This is a genomic window from Planctomicrobium stercoris, from assembly GCF_051465655.1.
GTDB lineage: Bacteria > Planctomycetota > Planctomycetia > Planctomycetales > Planctomycetaceae > Planctomicrobium.
Genome location: NZ_CP195791.1, coordinates 2,790,304 through 2,814,348, shown reverse-complemented (window position 1 = coordinate 2,814,348; position 24,045 = coordinate 2,790,304). Strand labels below are relative to the sequence as shown.

General features: G+C 55.9%; 24 protein-coding genes and 1 tRNA gene. 13 read left to right on the top strand and 12 right to left on the bottom strand.

Features of this window, described 5'->3' with window-relative positions:
- Positions 1 to 14 precede the first annotated feature (14 nt).
- The 7 genes from SH661x_RS11520 to SH661x_RS11490 all read right to left on the bottom strand — a co-directional run bounded on the left by SH661x_RS11520 (position 15) and on the right by SH661x_RS11490 (position 5,316).
- A complete protein-coding gene (locus SH661x_RS11520) occupies positions 15 to 560 on the bottom strand; it encodes a hypothetical protein (RefSeq protein WP_437231060.1) in 546 nt (181 codons plus the stop codon).
- Positions 557 to 925: an HNH endonuclease signature motif containing protein gene (locus SH661x_RS11515; RefSeq protein ID WP_437231059.1), complete on the bottom strand. Its 369-nt coding sequence runs from the start codon at positions 923 to 925 to the stop codon at positions 557 to 559. The genes SH661x_RS11520 and SH661x_RS11515 overlap by 4 nt, the downstream gene beginning before the upstream one ends.
- Complete coding sequence (locus SH661x_RS11510; RefSeq protein ID WP_437231058.1) at positions 915 to 1,184, bottom strand: hypothetical protein; 270 nt, start codon at positions 1,182 to 1,184, stop codon at positions 915 to 917. Before SH661x_RS11510 ends, SH661x_RS11515 begins: the two co-directional genes overlap by 11 nt.
- Positions 1,185 to 2,082: 898 nt before the next feature.
- On the bottom strand, positions 2,083 to 2,619 hold the full coding sequence (locus SH661x_RS11505; RefSeq protein WP_437231057.1) for a DUF3102 domain-containing protein: 537 nt from the start codon (positions 2,617 to 2,619) through the stop codon (positions 2,083 to 2,085).
- Positions 2,620 to 2,709: 90 nt separating this feature from the next.
- The gene (locus SH661x_RS11500) at positions 2,710 to 2,997 is read right to left on the bottom strand and encodes a DUF1580 domain-containing protein (RefSeq protein ID WP_437231056.1); all 288 of its coding nucleotides are present in this window, start codon (positions 2,995 to 2,997) and stop codon (positions 2,710 to 2,712) included.
- A 318-nt stretch (positions 2,998 to 3,315) separates the two neighbouring features.
- Positions 3,316 to 3,942, bottom strand: coding sequence for a hypothetical protein (locus SH661x_RS11495; RefSeq protein WP_437231055.1), 627 nt, complete (start codon positions 3,940 to 3,942; stop codon positions 3,316 to 3,318).
- 306 nt (positions 3,943 to 4,248) lie between these two features.
- Positions 4,249 to 5,316, bottom strand: coding sequence for a tyrosine-type recombinase/integrase (locus SH661x_RS11490; RefSeq protein ID WP_437231054.1), 1,068 nt, complete (start codon positions 5,314 to 5,316; stop codon positions 4,249 to 4,251).
- A 604-nt stretch (positions 5,317 to 5,920) separates the two neighbouring features.
- Here SH661x_RS11490 and SH661x_RS11485 point away from each other — a divergent pair.
- From SH661x_RS11485 to SH661x_RS11450, 8 genes are all read left to right on the top strand, one after another.
- Complete coding sequence (locus SH661x_RS11485; RefSeq protein WP_437231053.1) at positions 5,921 to 6,685, top strand: putative quorum-sensing-regulated virulence factor; 765 nt, start codon at positions 5,921 to 5,923, stop codon at positions 6,683 to 6,685.
- Complete coding sequence (locus SH661x_RS11480; RefSeq protein ID WP_437231052.1) at positions 6,685 to 7,011, top strand: hypothetical protein; 327 nt, start codon at positions 6,685 to 6,687, stop codon at positions 7,009 to 7,011. Before SH661x_RS11485 ends, SH661x_RS11480 begins: the two co-directional genes overlap by 1 nt.
- Before the next feature lie 218 nt (positions 7,012 to 7,229).
- Entirely contained in the window at positions 7,230 to 7,571 is a 342-nt protein-coding gene (locus SH661x_RS11475; protein WP_437231051.1) for a hypothetical protein, read from the top strand.
- Positions 7,572 to 7,835: 264 nt separating this feature from the next.
- Complete coding sequence (locus tag SH661x_RS11470) at positions 7,836 to 8,633, top strand: bifunctional DNA primase/polymerase (protein WP_437231050.1); 798 nt, start codon at positions 7,836 to 7,838, stop codon at positions 8,631 to 8,633.
- On the top strand, positions 8,630 to 9,037 hold the full coding sequence (locus SH661x_RS11465) for a DUF1064 domain-containing protein (protein WP_437231049.1): 408 nt from the start codon (positions 8,630 to 8,632) through the stop codon (positions 9,035 to 9,037). Before SH661x_RS11470 ends, SH661x_RS11465 begins: the two co-directional genes overlap by 4 nt.
- A 246-nt stretch (positions 9,038 to 9,283) precedes the next feature.
- The gene (locus SH661x_RS11460; RefSeq protein ID WP_437231048.1) at positions 9,284 to 9,649 is read left to right on the top strand and encodes a hypothetical protein; all 366 of its coding nucleotides are present in this window, start codon (positions 9,284 to 9,286) and stop codon (positions 9,647 to 9,649) included.
- Between the two features lie 474 nt (positions 9,650 to 10,123).
- Complete coding sequence (locus SH661x_RS11455) at positions 10,124 to 10,369, top strand: carbon storage regulator (RefSeq protein ID WP_437231047.1); 246 nt, start codon at positions 10,124 to 10,126, stop codon at positions 10,367 to 10,369.
- A gap of 33 nt (positions 10,370 to 10,402) precedes the next feature.
- Positions 10,403 to 10,552, top strand: a complete 150-nt coding sequence (locus SH661x_RS11450) for a hypothetical protein (RefSeq protein WP_437231046.1) — start codon at positions 10,403 to 10,405, stop codon at positions 10,550 to 10,552.
- A 1-nt stretch (position 10,553) separates the two neighbouring features.
- Here SH661x_RS11450 and SH661x_RS11445 read toward each other — a convergent pair whose 3' ends face one another.
- Positions 10,554 to 10,868, bottom strand: coding sequence for a hypothetical protein (locus SH661x_RS11445; RefSeq protein ID WP_437231045.1), 315 nt, complete (start codon positions 10,866 to 10,868; stop codon positions 10,554 to 10,556).
- Positions 10,869 to 11,548: 680 nt separating this feature from the next.
- Here SH661x_RS11445 and SH661x_RS11440 point away from each other — a divergent pair.
- Positions 11,549 to 11,845 carry a hypothetical protein gene (locus SH661x_RS11440; protein ID WP_437231044.1) on the top strand — a complete coding sequence of 99 codons (297 nt, stop codon included), beginning with the start codon at positions 11,549 to 11,551 and terminating at the stop codon, positions 11,843 to 11,845.
- A gap of 40 nt (positions 11,846 to 11,885) precedes the next feature.
- The gene (locus tag SH661x_RS11435; protein ID WP_437231043.1) at positions 11,886 to 12,914 is read left to right on the top strand and encodes a tyrosine-type recombinase/integrase; all 1,029 of its coding nucleotides are present in this window, start codon (positions 11,886 to 11,888) and stop codon (positions 12,912 to 12,914) included.
- Between the two features lie 91 nt (positions 12,915 to 13,005).
- Here SH661x_RS11435 and SH661x_RS11430 read toward each other — a convergent pair.
- Positions 13,006 to 13,079: transfer RNA gene (locus SH661x_RS11430), tRNA-Pro, on the bottom strand.
- 1,357 nt (positions 13,080 to 14,436) lie between these two features.
- Between SH661x_RS11430 and SH661x_RS11425 the strand changes: the two genes are divergently transcribed.
- Positions 14,437 to 15,591, top strand: a complete 1,155-nt coding sequence (locus tag SH661x_RS11425; protein WP_437231042.1) for a CaiB/BaiF CoA transferase family protein — start codon at positions 14,437 to 14,439, stop codon at positions 15,589 to 15,591.
- Positions 15,592 to 15,620: 29 nt separating this feature from the next.
- Positions 15,621 to 16,394 carry a methylmalonyl-CoA decarboxylase gene (scpB, locus tag SH661x_RS11420; RefSeq protein ID WP_437231041.1) on the top strand — a complete coding sequence of 258 codons (774 nt, stop codon included), beginning with the start codon at positions 15,621 to 15,623 and terminating at the stop codon, positions 16,392 to 16,394.
- A gap of 85 nt (positions 16,395 to 16,479) precedes the next feature.
- Here scpB and SH661x_RS11415 read toward each other — a convergent pair.
- From SH661x_RS11415 to SH661x_RS11405, 3 genes are all read right to left on the bottom strand, one after another.
- Positions 16,480 to 17,279, bottom strand: a protein-coding gene (locus tag SH661x_RS11415; protein WP_437221910.1) for an IS5 family transposase whose coding sequence is annotated in 2 segments (ribosomal slippage) — positions 16,480 to 16,940 and positions 16,940 to 17,279 — 801 coding nt in all. Because the reading frame shifts where the segments join, the coding sequence is not laid out codon by codon here.
- A 923-nt stretch (positions 17,280 to 18,202) separates the two neighbouring features.
- Entirely contained in the window at positions 18,203 to 18,394 is a 192-nt protein-coding gene (locus SH661x_RS11410; protein ID WP_437231040.1) for a YjzC family protein, read from the bottom strand.
- Positions 18,395 to 18,434: 40 nt separating this feature from the next.
- The gene (locus SH661x_RS11405) at positions 18,435 to 21,467 is read right to left on the bottom strand and encodes a vitamin B12-dependent ribonucleotide reductase (protein ID WP_437231039.1); all 3,033 of its coding nucleotides are present in this window, start codon (positions 21,465 to 21,467) and stop codon (positions 18,435 to 18,437) included.
- A gap of 830 nt (positions 21,468 to 22,297) precedes the next feature.
- On the opposite strand from SH661x_RS11405, the gene SH661x_RS11400 reads away from it, so the two are divergent.
- Positions 22,298 to 23,956 (top strand): formylmethanofuran dehydrogenase subunit A, encoded by a 1,659-nt coding sequence (locus tag SH661x_RS11400; RefSeq protein WP_437231038.1) that lies wholly within the window; start codon positions 22,298 to 22,300, stop codon positions 23,954 to 23,956.
- The last annotated feature ends 89 nt before the right edge of the window (positions 23,957 to 24,045 follow it).

Genomic DNA, 24,045 nt, shown 5'->3' with positions numbered 1-24,045 from the left:
GCTGCTCGATGCCGTCAGTTGCAGTGGTGCACGGCGAAGGATTCGGAGGGTTTCTCCGCTCCCGTCCCGTAGCGGCCTGCGAAGAGGGCGCGTTCGCGTCGCAGCCGCATGGCAAGATCCTCGACAGCCGCAGAGTTGACCGGGCAGCTGTGTCCGATCCACCGCTGGATACCATCGGCGTCGAGAATTCCCTGCTCTTGGGCGATGTAGACGGCACAAAGCAAGTTCACGAGGACCGTGCATGCGGCTTCATGGGCAGACGCACCGCAGATTGAGAACGCCGGTTCGAATGCGGTGGCCTGATAGAGCTCCACTCTTGCAATTCGCGACGCGTCACCATCGGCGATGATAATCTGGTCCGCGACTGCCCAGACCGCTTCATCCGTCTGCCGATGATGTTCGAGCAGGTGCCGTAGAAAAGTCTCGTTCGTTTCGAGCCCGTGATCTTGGTGTGAGTTCAATTGCTCGATGCGACCCTCCGAAAAAAGCCGCCAGTTTCCGAGCCAAAATTGAAGCCTGTCCGAGGCCTGCAGAAAGTCGCTGACCTGTTGACGAGTCATGATGGTTTCCGGTGTGTTGATGATTTTCGTTCGTGCCCGAATCCGCCGTCTTCCCGGCAGGTCTTCTGGCTGTGATGACGGGAACAAAGCGTTTGCAAGTTCTGAGGGCTGCTGAACAGTTCCCAGTTTCCCCGATGTGGTTTGATGTGGTCGACAACGTTCCCGGGTGACTGGCTGGCAGGGCGTCCCGACTTCAGGCATTCGACGCAGTGGGGATGCTCGCCCAGGTGTTCCCGTCGCAACTGTTTCCATGTCGCTGACTGGTACCAGGACCGTCCAGCCTTTTCGGTCCTGGACGGATGGATCTGGCGAGCTCGAGTGGCTGCCATTCCCCGGGAGGTCATGCGTTCGGCTTTAGTGGGCATTGGCGGCTCGCGGGTCCTCGACCAGTTCCAGATCAAACCCGTGAGGACAGACGAACACGGGAATGTTCTCCAGCGACGTTCCCTTCAGAAGGTTCGTCGTACTGTCCCGCAGAGCTTGCAACTGCACCACTCGCAATGGAAGTGGCGTCCTGATGACCAGCAGGAGCGGGCGGTCTGCTTCCTTCGCTTCAACGGTCGCTCCCGTGAATGACGATGCGACAGCAGTTGACAGACTGGCGATTGCTTCACGACGGTTCATTTTGGTCCTCCGAGGACTCTTGGCGGTCGGTCTGTTGACCGGGAATGCGACGGCCAACCAGTCGCCGTCTTCGCTCCTGCGGTGACCATGTCGACTGAATTTCGAGACACATGGTCGCGATCTCCGCGGGCGTTGGCAGCGATGTTTCCAATGTTCGAGTTGGCATCATTTCCCAATCGTGCGCGATATCGCGCGGAACCCGTCAAGTCGATTCCGTCTGGTCTTGCGAAAGTCCCTGGCGAATCCACTCCCGGAGAATTTCAGCCATCGGGCGATTTTCGCGAGTGGCCTTTTCCCAGAGTTTCCGATGCTGAGACCTGTTAAGCCGGAGGATGAACGTCTTGAGCGGGTCGACGTTATGCCTTGCGGCGAACCGTCCGCGGCTGTCGGTCTCAGGCCGTTTGGCTGGCGAATCTTGAGTTCGTGCTAACGATTCCCTGCAGGGCTCGTGCATGGTGTGTTCAGGTGAGGTCAGGTCGTGCATGGCGTTACCAAGGTTCAGATACAGCAGGAGCGGAATGTAAACTCGGGAGCCGCATTAATGGCCGTTCGACCATGAGCGGTGACGGTGGTTTACTGACAGTTCGTAAGTTCTCTGTTGTGAGGTGGGAGCAGACCGACCCCGTACGAGGGATCGGATCTCGGAAGAATGGTCGTCGTCTCCGCCGTTTCGGCTGGTCGCTCTTCCGCCTGTGCTGGTTTTGTTTTCGGTGTTGCACAGGTGACCCCGTCACACCGCCCTCACGACAGTTCGCGTCGTGGCTCTGTCCGTTCGTCGGTGGCACCTCAACAGAGCACGGGACATCTTGCGAGCATCGTTTTCCCCGCAGGGACTGGCCGATGATCTTCAGAGCCAGGCTGGCCGAACCGGTGGCCTATCAAATGCTTTTTAGGTGTCTTAGATGAACCGCTCTCCCTGAGTCCTTCCGGAGCTGAGGCGAGATTCTCGTATCTCTCTTTCGATCGTTACGGCCCTTCTTGCAATCTGAATCAGATCGTCTTCGTCGCTAGCCGCATGAGCAGCAACACTTAGTTCAGCGAGCTGTTTAGAGTGCGATTCGAGTTGTTCAGTTAAAATTGACAGGTCAAGCACCTCCGACTGTGCAGGTCCGGAACCTGTCAAATGCGACACCGTGTCGCATTTGGCCTTTGGAACGTTCCTTTGCAGAGAGATGTATCGCTGTGCGGTACGAGACGAAAAGGGACAGTTCTCTTTGAGCCAGACGCCGAACTGCCCGTGCTTGAGAGTAGCTTTCTGGGCGATCAGGAGCTCGCCGATTCGCCTTCCCTTTGCGACTGCGGATTCCAAGTGATTAGAGATTTCGTGGTGCAGTCGACTGATTTCCGCCACAGGGCAAATGATGCCTCGCTGGGCATCCTGATTATCGCCCGAAATCATATTTGTGGACTTGATTGTTTGAACCGAGCGTTGCATGATTGCTTTTGGTCCTGAAGGAGTCGTTGCCAGATGGGCTGCATAACTGTGAAAGCCCCTGATTCCGCTCAGGGGCTTTTTTATTGGCTGTCAAAGCAGCCCTGCTGCTATCAAATCTGCGTCTGTCGCATCGTCAGCTGTCTCTGAAGTCGCCATGCGGGCAGCAGTCTGCTGAGTCAGGAATTGCGTGAATGCCTCCGGCGTGGTCATCCACTTTCCGCAGTGATAAATGGCTGGGAGTTTGATGCCGCCTCCAACGCCGAGACGGATCCAGCGGGTCACTGTCGGTGGGGACGGGCGATGGCCGGTGATTTGCTTTGCTATCGTCGCGACAGGCTGGAGATCATTTTGCAGAATGTCCGGCAAGGCAGTTGACATAATTGAAGTGCTTTTCAACGCTAAAGTCTCCGTCTGAAATTGGAATGCGTAAAACGGCATTCAATATCTACAAGAGAACGGCATCCGTGTCAGAGACGGAAAGGCAATGAATTTCACAGCTTTTTCAGGTTGGGGTATACATGTAGACTGCCGGTGACGATTTTCGATTTTTGCGAGCTCCATGAAAGATTTTTTCGTCGAAAACCGCAGTCAGAAACCATCGATTTAAGCCGCTCACACTGCCCCTACCGAAACGCAGAAGCCTGCAAGAAACGAATCCTCGCAGGCTTCTGGTTGAGGTCCCAAACGGGGCAGCGTCTATTCTCCGGTGCCACGAAATTCGGTCGGGACTTCAGTTAACTTTTCACGTCGCACGAGCACGCCGGGGTACATCGTCAGTCTCCGACGCACCTTACCCGGACCGAATAGCACAGTGTGAAGGTGGGGCATTCGCCAGTGGGGAGACACTTCACACTTTCTCCCCAGCTGGAATCCAATCCGGCCTCGCCGACGCCTTGCCTTTTCACGAAGGTGCGTTTTTGTGGCTTCATCGCCACCGTCGTATTTCTCTCGATCGTCGGCGAAGACATCCGGCTCAACCATCTCCGGATTCTGCTGAAGGAGGATCGCGGCAATACAGACCCGAAAGGCTTGCATCAATCCCGGTGATTCGTGTTCGAGTTCCCGCAGAGGAAGCAGAGTTTTCAGAGGCTCCTGGGACGTTTCGTCATTGACTCGCATGAAAAATGAATGTGCCGAATGGGGGCCCTGGATCTCGATCGCAATCAGGATTTCCGTTTGTCCGGCCGCAACGCTTTCAGACGCTGAGACCAACGCCGCAGTTACACCGTCAATGGCTCCTTGGGGAAAACGGATCTCGAAGTAAGGGTAACCGGGATCCATGATCGACGATGCCGGCACCTCCTCGATTCGAAATCCTGCCATGGGGCGAATTACAGGAAGCCAGACGTTGAAATACGGCCGCTCCTGTTGCCACCAAAAATATTGACATCGCAGGAGATTGATCTCGTCCCGGTTCATCAACTGCTGATTAATTTCGGCCTGAGAAGTCGCTTCAAAAAATCGGCGAAAAAATTCCTTCACCCTCCAATTTTTCAATTTCCGGTCATGCTTTCTGACCTCTGTGTACACGTCGCGATAATCACCGAACATCATGGCGTCTCCCTCTGGTTAAAAGTGAATTTCGTCCCCACCTCTCTCTATACGCCGGGTATTGCTATAGCTGGACCGTTAGCCAATTCGTGCCACAACCGCCCGTGCGGCCTGCATGTCCCGTTCGGCGTAGATCTCGGTGATTCGTAGTTCCGAATGCCCGAGAACGGTCTTTGCGGTTTCAACGTCCGCTGCCTGTCGGATCGCAGTTGCTGCGGTATGCCTCAATTGGTTCGGGCGCCACACCGGAACGCCCGCCCGTTTGCACGCCCGCCGGATGGCGATTGTGTAGCTATGCCTCTGGTATGGGCGTTTCCCCTTGGAGCCCCGCACCGGGAACAGGTAGAGCCCCGTGTCGGCCTGCAGGAACGGCATGAGCGCGGCTTGACCCTTTGGTCCGATCAGGATTGTCCGTTCTTTGCCATGGTGTTCGGTCTTGTGAGAATCCGGCCGGTAGATCCAGACATCTCCGGTGCGGTCAATATCCATCCCGCGAATCATCAGGGCTTCCCCTGGCCGGGCTGCCGTGTAAAGCTGGAACTGAATCGCGCCCCAGACTGAGGAGGAAACCTCCTTTTCGATGGCGACGACATCCGACAGGCTGGCTGGCTTGACCGGGACGCGATCCGGAGCCGCGGACCGGCCCGCTTTCAAGCCGTCGACAGTCTGAAGAGCGGCCAGCACGTCGGCACCGCAATATTCCATGGAGACAGCCCACCGGATCATCCTGACCATCCGTCCCACGTGCTTGTTCACCGTGTACCGGGTGATTCCCGATTTCACCATCTGGTCACGAACAGTGCGAAGCTTCGACGGGGTGAAATCGCCCACCATGTGGGAGCGGAAAAGCTTCAGGAGTGGCTTCAGAGCAGCCCGAACGCTGGTAATTTCGGTAGTCGGCTTCCCGCCTTTGACGTAGTAGGTCGTGCAGTGATCGTTGTAGAGCAGTGAGAGACTCGACAGCGTCATTTCGGGAAACTGCCGCGCCTGCTGGCGTCGGAGCCATCGATCGACAAGCTGACGGTACTTCCGTTTGGACTCAGGGGAATCGTAAGGCCCCAGGTAGTGGTCCTGCCCGTCAATGTAGACGCGGGCCTGGCCGGTGGCCTTGTGGAAAGAATATTTCGGCGTGCGGATTCTTCGCATGATGCAACCTCCGATTTCGGTAGAAATTCGGTAGAAAGTTGCACCGCACGCGAAGTGCGGGTAGGCGTAAACTCTTGCCTCAACCCTGGTTATGTAAAGTCGGGACGACGTGATTTGAACACGCGACCTCTTGACCCCCAGTCCGTTCTTTTTGGCTGGTGGCGGACTGCAGGGCGATCCGTTGCAGGCTTTTTCAGTGGCTGAGCGAAAGGTCTCGCATCGTGAATTGCCCATCGCGGCTGGGGACAGGTGACACTTTCAGTGACACCTGTTGTGGGGAATTTTACCCACTGTTTACCCAAGTCTGAACGTCAGAAAAATTCTCGCCGCTGCTTTCCCGGTGGGTGAAGACAATCTTGAAAAAAGTTTCTCCCGAATTCCTCCCCAATCAGGGGTAGGTCGAGGAGTAACAAAATGGCAGCGAGCAACATCGCAACATATCGCTACGAAGATTTTATTAAAGCAGCCGGACTAACTGCAGCAACATTCAAGGTGGCTCGCAGGAAGGGGCTGAAGGTTCTCTCGTTTGGCAAGTCCCGCTACATCCGTGGAGCGGACTGGGAATCGTTTCTCCTCTCTCAAAACCAACCAACAGGGGAGAAACATGATTCAGACAGTTCCACTTCCAAACGCAGCCAGAGCGGCACACGTTCAACTCGCCAGCGCTCTGATCACCAGCACGATCGGTCGGATTAACCGGTTCCTGGCTCGCGACTCCAGCGAGAACACGCCAGGCATGTTGCTGCGTGCGACGGACGCTGTGCTCTGGATTCTCGGGCACTCTGATAAACGCAAGGTGTCGTTTCAAGAGTGCTGTGAAGTGTGCGACTTCGACCCAGCTGCGTTGCGGGAAAAGTCCATTCGGCACTGGCGACGGAATCACCCTGAGAGACTGAATTCGCTCCTGAGGATGACGGAAGATCGACGCAAGTGGGAAGCGGCCAATGTCGGGACAGACCGGGCAAGACGAGTTGTCAAAACAGTGGGCCGCGTACGCCGCCGACAGGTCAACGCGGTTGATGTGGACCTGTTCGAAGGCCGCAAGTTCGATCCGTTCATCGATTACAAGCCAGCTCCTGATGGTGCCACGCAGAAGCAGGTGAACTTCCTGCTCAAGCTGGGGGTGAAGCCAGACGTTGCGACGGCGTACACATTCCGCCAGGCAGGGGCGGTGATCGACTCACTGAAGGCGAAGCAGGTGGGGGCGGAATATCGCATGACATTCGGTCAGCATGAAGGGAAACGCCTGGCGGATGTTCCAGCGTCCTACATCGAGTGGATCAAGCGGAAACGGATCGGCGGGGAATTCCTTGCAGGTCACATCAGGCAGATGGAAATCGATCGGCAGCATGCAGGGGAGGCGATGTGATGCCAAAACAGAAGAAACCCCCACGCAGTAAATGCCCGATGCACAAGCGGAAGCTGCAGGGGATTGCCATTCGCCGGAAGATCCTCGTCAAAGCGATGGGCGGTCAGTGCGAGGACTGCGGTTGCGAAGGGACTCCCCGGAACAAGCTGGAGTTCCATCACACATCACCACGAACATGGGTCTGTCGCGACAAGAGCCGGTGGAGCCGACAGCGGCTCTATGAAGAGGAGTGGGACAAAGGTTTGCTGATCCTGCTCTGTGCGTTTTGCAACAAAGCCAGAGGACAGCCTGTCGAGGAAGCTTCGGAAGGAGAAGTGCCATTCTGACGTCATTCGAAGCGTGGTTTCGTGATGTGATCTGCATTGGCAGGCTGCTGGGACGAGGTACGGCGGATGCTGGCGAACAGAAGTGGAAGGAGTATTACCACGCTGGCATGACGCCCGCTGAGGCATGGGAAGACGACTTGGCTGGCCAGGCGTCCGAGTGGTGTGGCGATTGTTGTTTCAATGATTGTTCTGTTTCAGAAACTCCAAGAGGATCAGAGATGTCGAAGAAATCCGTTTCAAGCAAGGATCTGACGGCAGCGTTAAGTTCCATTCATCACCGTTTCGGAGACGGGCCGATGTCAGCTCGACTCCAGAAACTTGAGTCCGCCAGCTCTGCCGCGCAGGAGAAACTGAACGACTTCACTTCAAAATGTCAGCCACTACGCAGGCTTCAGGCAGCGGCAACAAAGGCTCGTTTAGCTTATGACCGAGCGAGCCGCAAAGAATGTGAGTCACGCAGTGAAGACGTTCGAAGAGCAATGAACCTGATCCGCTTGAACGGTCCCACGCCGGAAGTGATTAGGGAGGTGTCGCGCGTGGTAAAGAAGTACGGTGGATAGTCGCGAGCCTGAGCCAACTGGGAATTTTCCCAGTTGGCGTATAGGCCCACCTGGAGGGCGAGCGGTGCGAAGGCTGCCAGTACCGTGGCGAGTGGCGAGAACCACGATCGAGCCGAAACCTGTCAGTCGAAATTCTGGAGTGTGATCCCAGAGTTCTACGATCATACCACCCGAGAGCCGAGGACTGTGGCCACAGCCGCAGCGTTGCAGGGCAATATCTGCGGAGCGGGTGGGGGGCTTTTGTTTCCCAGCAAGAGAGCAAGGATGTACGCGAGCCACAAAGCACAGATCGCAGCAGCAGCACGGAAGTACCTGAACGACTTCAACGTGACAGTGATCCCGCTCGGGCGACCCATCAAGCCGGGAATGACCGAGAAGGAAAAGATCGATGCCGGCAAACGTCCGGATCGCTCATGGGAAGAGTTTCAGGATCGCCGGCCGACGCATGAAGAGGCTTCCGCATGGAACTGCGAGAATCTCGGACTGGTGACCGGCGCGGCGTCTGGGATCATCGTTGTCGACTGTGAAAGCCGGGAAGATGCTAAATGGTTCTTCACGACTCGCGGACAGTCGACGACGATCGTGCAGACTCCCCGCGGATTCCATTTCTATTTCCAGACGCCCGGCCAGCATGTGCCGAATGCCCAGCGACTGGAAGGCCGCTACGACGTGCGTGGAGATGGCGGGTACGTGGTCGCTCCTCCTTCCATCGTCAACGGAAAGCAGTACAAATTCGTCGAAGGCCATGGCATGAAAGACGCCCTGGCCCTGCCAAAGTTTCAGATGGAATGGCGATACCCGCCCGGCGCGAACAAGAGCAGCGGACCCCAGCCGAATGAACAGAAGACGATCCGGAATGGGGCCGCGTACATTCGGCGGTTCCGTGCGACCAGCGGACAAGGTGGGCATTCGGCGACCTACAAGGCCGTCTGTTATCTCAAAGAGTCTGGGATGGGCGAAGCCGATGCCCTGGCAACACTGATTGAGTGGAACCAAACGAACTGCGATCCACCATGGACAACTGCGGAGCTGCTTCACAAGGTCAAGGGGGTTTACAAATGACAGCGCGAACCAAGAAACCCCAGCCGACGCCGAAGCGAACCCGCTTTTCGATCCTCTCGAAGGGACTTCGCCGCAAACGCGGGGAGATGAATTCCGTGGAAGCTCAATACGCGGCTCTCCTGAACGCAAACGAAAATGTTGCCACATGGTGGTTCGAGCCGTTCTCACTGACGCTCTCGCATCCCACGGAAGGCCAGCCGGCCAGGTACACGCCGGACTTCCTTGTTTTGATGACCGATGGAACAACCTATGTCGACGACGTGAAAGCGTCGAAGGGGTTCGACGACAAGGCGTCCATCGTTCGCATTAAAACAGCTGCAGAACTGTACCCGCTCTGGATCTTCAGGACTGTTTACAAGCTGCCAAAGAAGAATGGCGGCGGGTGGGAACGTCACGAAGTTTGACTCGTTCCGGTATTTCTGAAAATGCCACTTTAGTTCGCGGGTCCAGTCCAACGAAGTATGCAGGTTGAAACTCCCTGCCTTCATTCGGTGGACCATGGCATTCTGGGAATGGCTTTCGATCGCCGCTGTTGCCGTTGTGGCACTGCCAACGGTTGGCCACCTCCTCCTCACTCACAGTACCCTCGTCTAAACTATCGCGGGCCGTTCATCCCACTCGGCGATTCGTACAGAGTCGCCGGAGACGCAATGGCGCTCACTGGTGCAGGTGACTGGCCTTCACCATGGGTCAAGAGTGGGACCAGCTACATACGCGACTTCGCGACTCCACGTGGACAGGACGTCACAATTCCGCTTGAACCGATCATGGACTTTTTTGGGAACACAAGTGGGATCGCCGACCCCGAGACAGGAGGTGAAGCAGCGTTCATCCTGCGATTCATTTCGACCGATCCGCCGATCTCGGATTCCGACGATGTTGCTCCCACAACTCTTAATGATCGCAAGCACTGGTACCCGCTCGGTCCAGTTTGGTACGACCCCTACAATATCGATCCGCCGAACGAGACCATGTTCAAGATCAAGCTTGGCGTGGACGCCCCGATCATGGGGTGATCACTCGGATTTCTCGCGCCGGGAACTGCTGGTTAGCGGCCGGAAAATTCCATCCAAGTTTTCTTGACAGTGAACACCAGTTCAGTTTACAGTTCGCGAATCGGAAGTCGCAGGAAAACATGGAAGTGCGGACGATGTAACGCACCACGCGAGGCGGGCAAAGATGGCTCTCCAGAATCTTTTTAACGGACAATGCTCCCGGGCAGAATCGCTTTTCTCTGCCAACGGTGGCGGCATTTTCTCATCGATCTGGAAAGTTCGGTAACCCCTCATCAGGTTGAAGTGTCTCAGCCTGATTTCTTTGCCAGTCTCACGCGAGCTGGCTGATCCCGAGACTCACAGGCAACGGCGCTGAAGATGCGTTCGTTCCTGGAGACTTTCACATGAAAACGAACTGGGCAGCCGGTGCGCGCTGTCAACTGGGAATTTTCCCAGTCGTTTTTGCCAGTTCATCAATTCACAGGAGCAAGAGCAATGATCCAGATCAATCACAAACCCCGCGAAGTGATCCATGTCACCGATGAAATCAGTGTCACGATTCTGAGGCTGGCCAATGGCAAAGTCTCAATCGGTGTTCGCGCTCCGAAGAGCGTCCCAGTCATTCGATGTGGGATGACCGACCTTCGGGAAGAGCAGTCGCGAAGAAGCGTTTTGCGACTGCCGAAAGATCGAGCGTTCCGGTTCAAGGTCGTCAGAGATGACGAGGAATGCGGCCTCTGATTCGACTCAATCACTCACCCAGAAAGCCCGACGATGTTCCTCTTATTGATTGCCAAGTCGCCTGAATGCCTGTTCCTGATGGTGGCCGTCCTGTTCGCCAGGGAAGACCGGAGAGGATACCTGCCGGAGATGATTGGATCGCCCATCGTCGGAACAATTCAGGTGTCAACCGTTGACACCTGAGTCACCGCTTGGGCTTGTAGCCGGCTGCGTCCACGATTGACAGAATCCAGATGAGAGGCAGGACGATGAGGCCGATCCCTGCTGTTGCCAACCCGATCACGAGAAAGAGAGCGATCGCGAACCAGTAAACAAAAAAGCTTCCAAGTCGTCCTTGGAGCAGATACCCAAATGAAGGAAAGAAAAGGTTGATCAGGGCCGGAACCGCCTGACTTTGGGTTGGCGTGTTCTGCTGAACATACACCGTGGTGACCTGAGGGATTGGAGTTGAAGCTATGGCAGGATTCGCGAGAGTGGGAACGACTGCAGGAACACGCACAGCAGTTGAACACTTCGGGCACGGGAACTGGTTACCCGACTTCGACACCTTCGCTTTCAGTTTAGACCCGCACCCATTGCAAACAAAGCTAATCGTCTCGCTCATTCTTTCGGCCCTTCAGTTGAGACTCTGCCGCCATTACGAGTGCCCGGCGCATCCAGTCTGCAAGCGATCGCCCATCAAGCTTCGCAGCCCTCTCGAACAGTCGTTTCTGTTCAACAGTGCATGTTCCCTTGAACGTCTCTGGCTTCTCTTCGCTCATATGTTCGCGATTGTGTCATGGGCAAACAGTGTTGACAAGATGGACCCATCGTGGTACAGAATGGTCCCATTAGTGAATTCCAGTATGAAGCGAAGCATGGCGGCTTCCGGCAGGGCTTGCCAAATCACAATTCGATGTGCGGGAGAAGTCCCGAGCGTTGCACCTCTACACGCGGATCTGCCGGTCTGCTGTAGGGGTGTTTTTGTTTCTCCATCCAAGAATAGTTTCGTTGCGCCTCTTGACTCTTTCTGGTCACGCAACAACTAATATTGGGTGGCGCAAAAAAAATCCCGGCCAGGTGCTAGTAACACCGGGCCGGGGTCAATCAAACCACAAAAACCTTGCCAGGTGAATCATGGTCGACGTCGTCGATTCTAGTGAAGGTGCGCACAGTGAGTCAATAGGGGTCCTACGTGAAATGGCAGAATCACTCCGGGCACTCCCCCAACTGGTGGATGCACTTCGGGAAATATCGAGTGGGCAAAATGCACCTTCCATCACGGAAGAAGAACGCGGCATGCTGCTTGTTCTTCGGCTCAAAAACCCCACGCAACGCAACGTTGCAAAAGCGATGGGATTGAGCGACCACACATCGCTGAGGAAGTATCCGGTTGTCATTGAGGCGATCCGGAGGTTTAAAATCATGAAGACCGTGACGGTAGGAAACGGGCGGTCCATCACAGACCACACCCTATCAGATGAGCCAGAGTATTAAAGTTCACGTCGTCCGGAAGAAAGGTCGCAGGTTTTTGTACATGAGGTACATTGACCCGGAGACCGGGACTGAACACGCGAGATCGACAGGAAAGGTTGTCCTGAGGGACGCGGAGCGAGAGGCCGGCAAGTGGGAAAAGGAACTCAACGAAGGAACATGGAAGGCCCCTTCCCGACTGACGGTTGAACAGTTTCGGGAGAGGCTGGAGAACGAAAAACTGACTGGCCTGTCGGCAGGGTATGCCGCGACCATGCATTCAGTCTTTGAGCATTTTGAGTCGATCATCGGCAAGGAAATTTTGATAAGCCGAATCACCCCTGAAGTAGTCAGCCGGTTTCAGTCCAGCCTGCGAGCGAACGGCATCAAAGAGTCAACGATCCGCACCTACCTGAAGCACTTCAAGGCAGCATTGGCATGGGCTGCGGAAATCGACCTGATCAGAGCTGCCCCGAAAATACAGCTCCCCAAGCACGCCAGAACAAAGAGCCGAATGAAGGGTCGCCCGATCTCTAATGAAGAGTTCAAGCGAATGCTCTCGACAGCCGAGTCCGTACGCCCTGACGATTTTCAGGACTGGCAGCGGTACCTGACTGGCCTGTGGCTCTCTGGGTTGAGGCTGAGTGAATCCCTGATTCTGTCCTGGGATGACGACTCTGATTTCTCTGTCGATCTCTACGGCAGGCGTCCGCGATTCAAAATCCAGTCGGAAGGCCAGAAGGCGAAGCGTGACGAGCTGCTGCCGATGACTCCGGACTTTGCGACCTGGCTTCTTCAGACCCCGCCAGAGGATCGCTATGGTGTCGTCTTTAAGCCTGGTGGCTACCAGCAGGACAAGGTCATGCGGGTTGTCTCAGCGATCGGGGCGAAGGCCAACGTCAAGGTGGGCGGGAAGAAGCATGCGACGGCTCACGATCTTCGGCGGTCGTTCGGAACACGCTGGAGTCTGAAGGTTCGGCCGGCAGTCCTGCAAAAACTGATGCGACACGCTGACATTAAGACGACAATGGAGTTCTACGTTTCCCATGAAGCGGACGACATCGCCGATGAACTATGGCGGAATTTCGAGTAAGTGACACTTTTAGTGACACTTACCACTATCTGGAGATTCAACCAGAAGCAAAAAGAGCCGCAAACGATTGCGCTTGCGGCTCTTACGCTAGTCGGGACGACGTGATTTGAACACGCGACCTCTTGACCCCCAGTCAAGCGCGCTACCAGGCTGCGCTACGTCCCGATGGATTGGATGGATTTTGGAAGATTTTTGAAGCGGAACGGTGTAAGTGGGGGAGGGCCGCCGAACGGGGGCTTCTTACGATCCGGATTCAGTTTTTCCAAAACCTTCGACGTGATTGAACTTCCACTCTCTCCAAGTGGTCTCGGAAAGGGTTGGTGCTTCAATTCAAGTCGAATTGCCTGCGGCACTATGGTCGATCAGGTGGCCTATCGTCAAGGGAAAGGGCTGAGCTTCAGGAACTGAGGTTCAAAGCGGCAGAATTGTGCACTTCGATGTTCTCAGGAAGAGGCTGCTTTTCCGGAACCGGCTGCGAGGGCGGGAGCGGGAATCGAATCGCTGCGACAGGATGCCGGGCGAGCTTTCTCCATCCGGGAGGCACGATTTGATTCTGACTTCAAAAGGGTCAATTGCGTTTCTCTGCATGTCAGTTGAGACAGGATGAGATGTATTCGGTCGGAATTGGGAAGCCGCGGTATGAAGGGGCGTAACTCATTGAACCCCGTCACACCGCGGGAAGGATCTCCCGGAAGGAGATGCCATCCCGGAGCACTCGGAGACGAAAGTCTGAACAGTCAGAAAAACAGTCTCTGTCAGAGACCATCCAAGTGATTTGGCACAGGTCGACAGGACTTCAGAAACAACTCGGTTTGGTTGAATCTCTTTCCAGTGATGATCGCTTCTGCGGGACCAGGAGTACATCAGCGACTCAGGTTCAAAGGACAAAACCGTGTGACGACTCTCGAATATCGAGCCTCCACCGAGTCTTGTCCCCCGGCGCTAAGGTTGCCAGATCGCATACGGCAGCCAGCGACGGAACCGTGATCCGTCCGTGTCCAGTTCAGCCCCTCCTCAATGCGAATACATGAGGCGGTTTCATAACTGGGAGGGCGAGGCTCCCGCCGAGCCTCAAGCCAGTGAACGCGTGGCCTTTTATGCGGCTCAGCAGGAGCTTCGCCCTCCCGAATCGCGATCACAAAGGGTTATGAAACCAGCTCATAAAAGCGATTGCACGAAGAAGCGGACAACGTTGCCCTGGCTCCCAGTCAGATGATGTTTACGTCACATCGTTTCTGAATAGGTCTCGAGGGAATCAGTACATTCGCGGCACTAAACTGTCTTAAGAATGAATTCGGAACTCTCGAGTTTTATCAGTAAGGGCAGGGCAGCCCTCCCGACCAAAGCCTCAAAACGCAGCCAACCGCATGTTTTGGAGCTGCTGGCTTTCTCGTTTCCTCAGCAACGTTTACATTCTGCGACGGGGAAACCGCCCCACGCACTCCGGTGACGTGCTGATGAGGTTTGCTGGCGCGGAGCAACTCATGAGAGCGGGGCTTTAACAGGATTGAGAGGGATAGCGATGCAGACTGCAGCTTCACTTCCGTTGGACGGCGTTACGATTCTCGACCTGTCCCGTGTGCTGGCGGGTCCCTTCAGCACCATGATTCTCGCTCAGCTGGGCGCGAGGGTGATCAAAGTCGAAATCCCCGGAACCGGTGATGACTCACGTGCCTTCGGACCTTTCGCCAATGGTAAGTCGCTGTATTTCGCGTCGATCAATTATGACAAGGAAAGCATTGCTTTAAATCTCAAGGATCCGGCTGATCGCCTTATCTTCGAGGGTCTAGCCGCGAAAGCTGACGTTCTCGTGGAGAACTTTCGCCCCGGCACGATGGAGAAGCTCGGGTACGGCTGGGATGTTCTGCACGCCCGATTTCCCGATTTGATTTATGGGGCCGCCTCGGGATTCGGAGATACGGGGCCAGACTCCCATCGGGCTGCTTACGACATGGTCGTGCAGGGAATGGGCGGTGTTATGAGTATGACTGGCCAGCCGGACGGACCACCCACCCGAGTCGGAGTCTCCATCGGCGATCTCTCGGCCGGGTTGTACCTGACCATCGGTCTCCTGAGCGCCCTGTACAAACGCAAGGCCGGGGGAGGGGCCGTCAAAGTGGATGTCGCCATGCTGGATTGTCAGTTGCCGCTCATGGAGTCTGCACTCACGGCGTATCTTCGCCTGGGAGAAATTGCACAGCCGCAAGGTTCACGGCATCCGGAGATCGCTCCGTTTCAGGTGTATACCACGCATGACAGCTACCTGGTGATCGCTGCGGGGAATGATCATCTCTTTGCGTTGCTGGCTCAGGCACTGGGCCGTCCTGATCTCCTCGAGAATCCTGATTACAAGACGAATGCACTCCGCCATTCGCATGTCGATCAGCTGGAAGCGGATCTGGAAAAGACGCTCCGTAAACGGACCACCAGCGACTGGCTGGAGATTCTGAACGCGGCCGGAGTTCCATGCGGACCTGTGAATTCCGTGGCTGAAGTCGCCCGCGACCCGCAGGTGGCAGCCCGGAAGATGATCGTATCGATCCCGGACCCGGTCATCGGAGACCTTCAGGTCGTGGGGAATCCCATCAAGCTCTCAGGTGTTGAGGAACGGCAGACTCACACTCCGCCGCCAGAAGTCGACGGCAACCGGCAGGCAATCCTCGATTTTTTGAAGTAATTCCTTCGGCATCTCCTGCGGAGCTTCCCATGTACGTTCTCAGCCAGATCAACAATTCGATCGGCACGATCACCCTGAATTCACCCGCGAAACGCAACGCGCTCAGCCATGCCCTCATCGAGGAGTTAATCGGTGCCCTTGACGAATTTCGAAAAGCGGGCGTGCGGGCGGTCGTCCTGCGTGCCGCTGCCGACGCCAAAGTCTGGTCGGCCGGACACGACATTAACGAACTCCCGCAAGGGGAAGATCCGCTGCAGTATTCAGATCCTCTGGAGCGTCTGTTGCGGGAGATCACCACGTTTCCAGCACCGGTCCTGGCGATGGTGCACGGGTCGGTCTGGGGCGGCGCGACCGATCTGGTCATCAGCTGCGATGTCGTGATCGGCGATGAAACAAGTTCGTTTGCCATCACGCCGGCCAACCTGGGACTGGCCTACAACACGGCAGGTCTCCTGCACTTCATGCAGCGATTGCCGCTGAACATCGTCAAGGAGATGTTCTTCACCGCAGCTCCGGTTCATGCCGAACAGGCTGCGCAGTGGGCGATATTGAATCACCTCGTTCCAGCCGCCCAGCTGGAACAGTTCACCTACGACATGGCCACCTTGATGGCTCAGAAAGCTCCGCTTGTGCTCTCGGCGGTGAAGGAACAGCTGCGACTGCTGGCCCTGGCGACACCGCTCACCCCGGAGACGTTCGAGCGAGTTCAGGAACTCCGACAGACCGTCTATCAAAGCCAGGACTATCAGGAAGGGATTCGTGCCTTCCATGAAAAACGGGAACCGAAGTTCGAAGGGCAATAGACTCGGTAGTCGAAGCGGAGACCGGTTCAAACCAAGTGAACGCAGTACATCGTCCTACCGTGGATTAAGGGCGTCCGGACAAAACCTATTCAGCGATGAGATATCTCCAGGTGATGAGCGAGTTGGCGATGTCATGGAACGCTTGGTGCACTTCCTCCAGCCTGTCCCAGCGAATCCGCAACCTGCGGAATTGTTTGAGCCAGCTGATGGTCCGTTCAATCGGCCAGCGGGTCGCACCCAGAGACGAGTCCTGCCGCTGACCTCGTTTGGGAATGAAGGTCTCAATGCCAGCCAGTCCCAGCAGGTCCCGAGTTGCCTGGCAGTCGTAGCCTTTGTCGGCGGTCACACTCCGTGGGCAATCCAGGGGGCGTCCCCGCTTGCCACCAATCTTCGGGTACCTCAGAAACACCAGTGGCAGAAGTTGTTTCAGATCATGAACATTGGCGGCCGTCAGGATGTTCGCCAGCGGAATCCCATTGTGAGTGGTCATCAGGTGAGACTTGCTGCCGCAGCGACCACGATCCGTCGGATTCGGTCCGGTTTTTGTCCTCCCAACGGGGCCTTGATCAATCCGGCATCGACGAGCACGTCCGCCAGTTCCAGACGCCCGGCTGCGTTCAGCACGGTGAGGAGGTGGCGATGAATGTCCTGAAAGACTCCCAGGTCGATCCACAGCTTGAGACGTCGATAGCAGGTCTTGTAGGAACACCCCAGTTCCAAGGGCAGGTCCTCCCAGGCGATGCCGGTCTTGAGCACGAACAGAATGCAGGTGAAGACGGTCCTGTTCTCCGCTGGCGGTCGGCCGCCTTTGACAGAGAACTCGTAAGTCGGAAAGAACGGCTCGATCTCGTCCCACAAGTCATCACTCAGCAATCGGGTGGCCATATCAGTTCCTCCGTGAACGGGAAAAACCAGACCTTCCCAAAATTTTCAAACCATGCCAACATTAGTTTTGTCCGGAACCTCTAAGGACACGGCATCAACGCGAACTTTTGTTGATCAAGATTCAGTATTGGTGGCAGAACATCAGAGCACGAAGCGTAAGCAAGTGATTTGCGTGCAAGGGAGATGGCGATTTCGATAAACGTGAGAAAATGCTATTTGGTGACAGCCTGCGACCGACGGTCGAGCAAGAGACGGTCTCTGCAGAGTGACCGTGGGGTGGTGTCAAGGTCGACAAAGGGAGAATGGACTGTGCCAGGAATCCAGGTTCGAATTGCAGAAAACGTCGACCGCCGACCCGCCAACCCGGGCGACGTGATCTTCGCCCGGTGGGTCTGCGGTCGCTTGATGACAACGGAGGCGAGCTGTCACCGGGACAATCTCTCCCACGAACGACCGAATTCGTCGCGACCTTCACCACACCCTCCAAACACCAGTGATTCTGGGGTAACGCAGCGTCACAAAGACCTGTCTCATCGAGCCGATTTTGGAGCTACGTTGCGAGTCGGGATTTGAGATTAGGAGCGAGTTGTTGATAGGGCATCTTCGAACCTCACGCTCACAACTACCTCCATTTTCTCGAGTATCCCTTTCTGACTTCGCGACTGATAAAGCTATTTAATCCGCTTCCTGCAACAGCCAGCGACTTCATACGAGCAATGTCATGCACTCCTGCACTCTGATTGCTGTAGTGATAGTGCCACCCATCTCTAAAGCGAACGGTAATACCGTCATCATGGAATTCGTAATCGGTGATTCCAGAATCACCCCCTAAGTTTCTATAACTTGTCATAATTCTTTTCCCAGTAAAAAAATAAAAAAGGCCCTCGAGAACAAACTTGTTCTCGAGGGCTGCAATTTTTGAATTACTTTTTACCCGCCTCGTTTTTTGTCCGGTCTACCAGGTTGTATGTCGAACCTGATTGAGTTGTTGGGGGCAGGTTGTGGCCCCGGGGAACAGTAACTTCTCTTCCCTTCCCTCCTCGAGGTCCTCGTTCTTGATACTGACCAGAGGCTGGAGCGGATTGACCTGGCTTTAATCCATTGTGCTTCGGCATACAAAACTCCCAAAGAACATACAAACGGAATTAAAAAACTCTACGAGCATCCCATGCTCTGACCACAGTTGTGGCACAGGTAGCAGTTCCCGTTTCGCACCGTGATCGCTCCGCAGCTGTCGCATGCGGGGGCGTCCGACTGGAAGTGGGCAAACTGCTCGCTTCTGGAGGAATGCTGGGTGCTGAGCGTTGACGAATCGATGAAGGCAGACGGCTGCACTTCGACGGACTTATGCCCGTTTCCGTTCTTGTGACCGTTCCCGTTGGAATGGCCGTTCTCGCCGTTCTTCTTCGGCTCGCCGGCAATCCGGTTCACCGCTGTGGATGGGGATTTTGCACTTTCTGCCGCTTGAGGTTTCGCAGCCTGCGTGCTGGTCACCCCCTTCGCATCATGCGAAGAGGGAGCGTTAAAATTTTCGTGGCCTCCGGAGTCCGAATCATCCCGTTTGGGAGTATTCGCTTCACGGAATCCGTTGATGAACTGAATCCCCAGCCAGCGGAAGATGTAGTCCACCACGCTCTTGGCGACCGGAATATCCGGGTTGGTGGTCCATCCGCTGGGCTCGAACCGGGCATGGCTGAACTTCTTCACCATCGCATCCAGCGGCACGCCGTACTGGAGGGCCAGTGACGTTTCCGTTCCGATGACGTCCATCAGTCCACCGATGGTCGAACCTTCCTTCGCCATGGTGATGAACAGTTCGCCCGGGCTGCCGTCTTCGAACAGGCCGACCGTGAGGTAACCCTCATGTCCACCCACGGAGAACTTGTGGGTGAGCGAGTGGCGGGTGTCCGGCAGGCGGCGTCGAACCAGTGTCGGAGCGTCGCCGGCGGCGGAAGTTCCAGCCTTGCGATCTCCTTCTTTCTTGGTTGCCAGCGGCTGGCTCTGCTTCGAGCCGTCACGATAGATCGCGAGAGCCTTCAGTCCGAGCTTCCAGCCTTCGACGTAGGCTTTTTCGATGTCTTCGACCGTGGAGTCGGAAGGCATGTTGACGGTTTTGGAAATCGCACCGGACAGGAACGGCTGAGCCGCTGCCATCATTCCGACGTGAGCTTTCCAATGAATCGTGCGGGTTCCGTTGGCCGGCTTGAACGCACAGTCGAAGACCGGAAGGTGTTCCGGCTTCAGCTCAGGAGCCCCTTCGATCGTCTCGTGAGATTCGAGATAATCGAGGATCCCCTTGATCTGCGGCTCGTCATACCCCAGCGTCTTGAGCGAGTGCGGGACGGTGCGGTTGATGATTTTGAGCATCCCCCCGCCGGCCAGCTGCTTGTACTTGATGAGGGCGATATCCGGCTCGATCCCGGTGGTGTCGCAGTCCATCATGAAGGCGATCGTTCCAGTCGGAGCGAGCACCGTGGCCTGGGCATTGCGGTATCCGTGACGACGTCCCGACTGCAGGCACTCGTTCCAGACCTGTCGGGCGGCGTCTCGAAGATACGGCGGGCAGGCCGGACTGATCTTCTCGACGGCATCGCGATGCATCTGCATCACGTCCAGCATGCACTGCTCGTTTTCACGGTAACCGGCGAACGGTCCCATGTTGGCTGCGATCTGGCTGCTGGTCAGGTAACCCTGTCCGTTCAGCAGTGCGGTCAACGCTCCGGCAATTCCACGGCCAGCATCGCTGTCGTAAGGAATTCCCATGGTCATCAACAGGCTGCCGAGGTTGGCGTAGCCCAGACCCAGCGGACGGAAGAGATGAGAATTCTCTGCGATGGCTGGAGTCGGATAGCTGGCGTGATCGACCAGAATTTCCTGAGCGGTCAGGAAGATCGCACAGGCGCGGCGGAACCGCTGCACGTCGAACGTTCCGTCTTCTTTCAGGCACTTCTTCAGATTGATGCTGGACAGATTGCAGGCGGTGTCGTCCAGGAACATGTATTCCGAACACGGATTGCTGGCGTTGATCGGTCCGCTGTTCTTGCAGGTGTGCCAGGTATTGATCGTTGTGTCGTACTGAACGCCGGGATCCCCGCACTGCCAGGTTCCCTGAGCCATGGCGGCCATGACTTCCTTGGCCTTGTAGGTCGGTCCGGACTTGGTCGGATCGGTCACCCAGCGGGTGGTCCAGTCGCCGTCATTCTCCAGAGCCTGCATGAATTCGTCAGAGAGCCGTACCGACAGGTTGGCGTTCTGGAACATGATGGACGAATACGCTTCTCCGTTGAAGTTGGAGTCGTACTCGCCGCTGGCGATCAGGGTGTGAGCCTTCTTTTCTTCCTTCGTCTTGCACTGGATGAAGTCCATGACGTCGGGATGCCAGTCTTTGATCGACTGCATTTTGGCAGCACGGCGGGTCTTTCCACCGGACTTGACCACAGCGGCAATCTGGTCGTAGACACGCATGAAGGAGAGCGGGCCAGACGGTGTTCCGCCGCCGGACAGCTTTTCTTTCGAGCTGCGGATGGTCGACAGGTCGGTCCCGGTTCCGGATCCGAACTTGAAGAGCATTGCTTCGGAGGTCGCCAGCCGCATGATCCCTTCCATGGTGTCATCCACGGACTGAATGAAGCATGCACTGGCCTGCGGGTATTCGTAAGGAGTTTCCGGCCGTTCAATCACCTTCGTCTTGGGATTGAAGTGGTAGTTCCCCTGGGAACCTTTGACTCCGTATTGATGGTACAGGCCGACGTTGAACCACACCGGGGAATTGAACGCCCCGTGCTGATGCAGGCACAGCCAGGCCAGCTCGCGATAGAAGTTTTCGCCGTCTTCTGCGGATTTGAAGTACCCATCCTGAGTTCCCCAGTCCGCAATCGTCCGGGCAACACGGTAAATCACCTGACGGACGCTGTGCTCGCGCTCATCGGTGTTGGGTTCGCCGTAGAAGTATTTCGACACGACGACGTTGGTTGCGAGCGGCGACCACTCTGCGGGAATTTCGCAGTCAGTCTGCTCGAAGAGGATCTTTCCGTTTTCATCTTTAATATGCGCCGTGCGCAGATCCCACTCCACCGTGTCGAACGGATCGACTCCCACCGGGCAGAAATAAGGATCGATTGACAATGGCGACTTGGCGGTCGCACTCGAAGCAGTTTGATTCAAAGCAATTCCCTTTGAAGTGTGCATCGTGCACGGCTCCTTACAAGTTCATTTGAACAGAGTTCCCACAAACTCCAGCCGCAACGCCGCGGCATCACTCAACACTCAAACCCTGAACAACATGCCGATTTGCCGACGCGCGCAGCACCCAACGCAGATACACATGTGCACTGAACGCCTGTAGACGATACTAGTATCGGATGAAAAAGAGCCGAAAGCCAGCCGAATCGGGAGAGATTCCCCTCTATCTGCACAATTCATTGTGCAGGCCATCGTAAGAAACGCAAGATGTTGTGAAGATTTGGTTCGGCGAATATAAACGAACCGGTCCTAATGTCAATCGGTTTTCAGAGAGTCATCTTCGAAATTCGAGACGGATTTGGCGAAAGACAAAGACTCTCAGTGGTTAACGATTTTTGAGAATTGTTGATGCGAGAAATCAGCAGCTCAAGAGCCCCCGGCACCTGCCTCCATTCAGGTCGTTACACGAAAGGGACCGTCACCGTAAAGTCTGTCACCACCGAAAGATGCTTTATATTTGATCCGCTGTTGAATTGCGCAGAATGAGTAGATTTTTCCGCCTGATCCTTTTTTGATGAGGCACATCTTCAACAACACTTCGAGTCCCGCCGCTGGTCTTCTAGCCGCCATTCGAGTCTGTTACGCTCCCCTCGTGACAGGACGCTGAACACGTCTGAATCCACCCGCTTCAATGCGAAACGGAGCCCGTTTCTCACACCGGAGGAGCCTGCACAATTGTGTGCGGGATTCAGGCGTAGAACTGCACAAAAGTCTATACAATCGCCTGCCGATCACTGAATGTAAAATCAAAAATGGTCTCGTGACGATCGCTTCCTATGTCGCTTCTGAAGATCTCCAACGGCACATTGTATGACCCGGCACATGGAATCAACGGGGAAGTGCGGGACCTGTGGATTCAGGATGGGAAGGTCATCCAAGCCCCCCCGACCGACAGCTTGAAGCCGGATCGAATCATCGACGCCACGGGCCTGGTGGTGATGCCGGGAGGAGTCGATATGCACTGCCATATCGCCGGCTCCAAAGTGAATGCCGCCCGCAAGATGCGGCCTGAGGAGAAACGAACCTCTGCTCCGCTCAAGAAACATGGCAATTTCCGCTCCGGAACCGTCGGGAGCGTCCCCAGCACCTTTGCGACCGGCTATCTCTATGCCGGGCTTGGGTACACGGCGGCCTTCGATGCGGCGATTCCTCCTCTTTCGGCCCGGCACGTTCACGAGGAGCTGCAGGACACCCCCATTATCGACAAAGGTTTTTACGTCATGCTGGGGAATAACCAGTATGTGATGCAGCAACTGGCACTGGGAGAAGAGGAGCGAGTCCGCAGCTACATCGGCTGGGTCATCGGCGCCGCCAAGGCGTACGGGGTGAAGATCGTCAACCCGGGTGGTGTCGAAGTCTGGAAACAGTCTGGGGGAACGGTTCATTCACTCGATGACACGGTTCCTCATTTCAATGTGTCACCTCGACAGATCCTGCAGGGAATCTCACGCACGGTCGACTCTCTTGGACTTCCGCATGCGGTGCACGTGCACTGCAATAACCTCGGAATGCCGGGAAACTGGACCACGACGCTGGAAACCATGCGGGCACTGGAAGGTCATCGCGGACACCTGACGCACATTCAGTTTCACAGCTACGGCGGGGACGCCGACGATCAGTCGACGTTCTGCTCCAAAGTCCCGGAACTGGTCGACTACGTGAATTCCCACTCCAATCTGACCGTTGACGTTGGTCAGGTCATGTTTGGACAGACGACGTCCATGACCGGCGACGGCCCGCTGGGATACTTCCTGCACAAGGTTCTGGGGGCGAAGTGGTACAGCGCGGATGTCGAAATGGAGGCCGGCTGCGGCGTTTCCCCCATCGTCTACAAGAACAAGTCGCTGGTGCATGCCCTGCAGTGGGCGATTGGCCTGGAGTGGTACCTGCTGGCGGCGGATCCCTGGCGGATTGCGATGAGCACCGATCACCCCAACGGCGGTGCTTTTCTGGCGTATCCACAGATCATCGCCTTGCTGATGGACCGGAATCTCCGTGATGAGATGCTGCAGAAACTTCCTCCCGCGGTGAAAAACTTCTGCACGCTCAGCGAGATCACCCGGCAGTATTCCCTTTACGAAATCGCCATCATTACCCGGGCTGCTCCCGCGCGGATTCTGGGGCTGCGGCAGAAGGGGCATCTCGGTCCCGGGGCCGACGGCGACGTGACCTTGTATCAGCCGGATATTGATGTTCAACGCATGTTCGAACTTCCCCGCTATCTGATCCGTGACGGGGAAGTGGTCGTCGATCTTGGAGAGCTGCGCAGCTCCAGCATCGGAAACGTCCTGCATGTCAGCCCCGATTTCGATGCCGGATGCCTCCCGCATGTCGAGGATTGGTTCAACGACCATTATTCTTTGCGGTTTTCTAACTATCCGATCGAAGAAGAATTTCTTGGATCTGCCGTGCAAGTGGCCTGTACGACGCCCTGAACCGAATGATCTTGCTATAGTACCTGAGTTGAGTTTCAATGTGTTTGAAAGTTGCTCGTGAAGAGATCAGCTTCAGAATCTCGAGCACA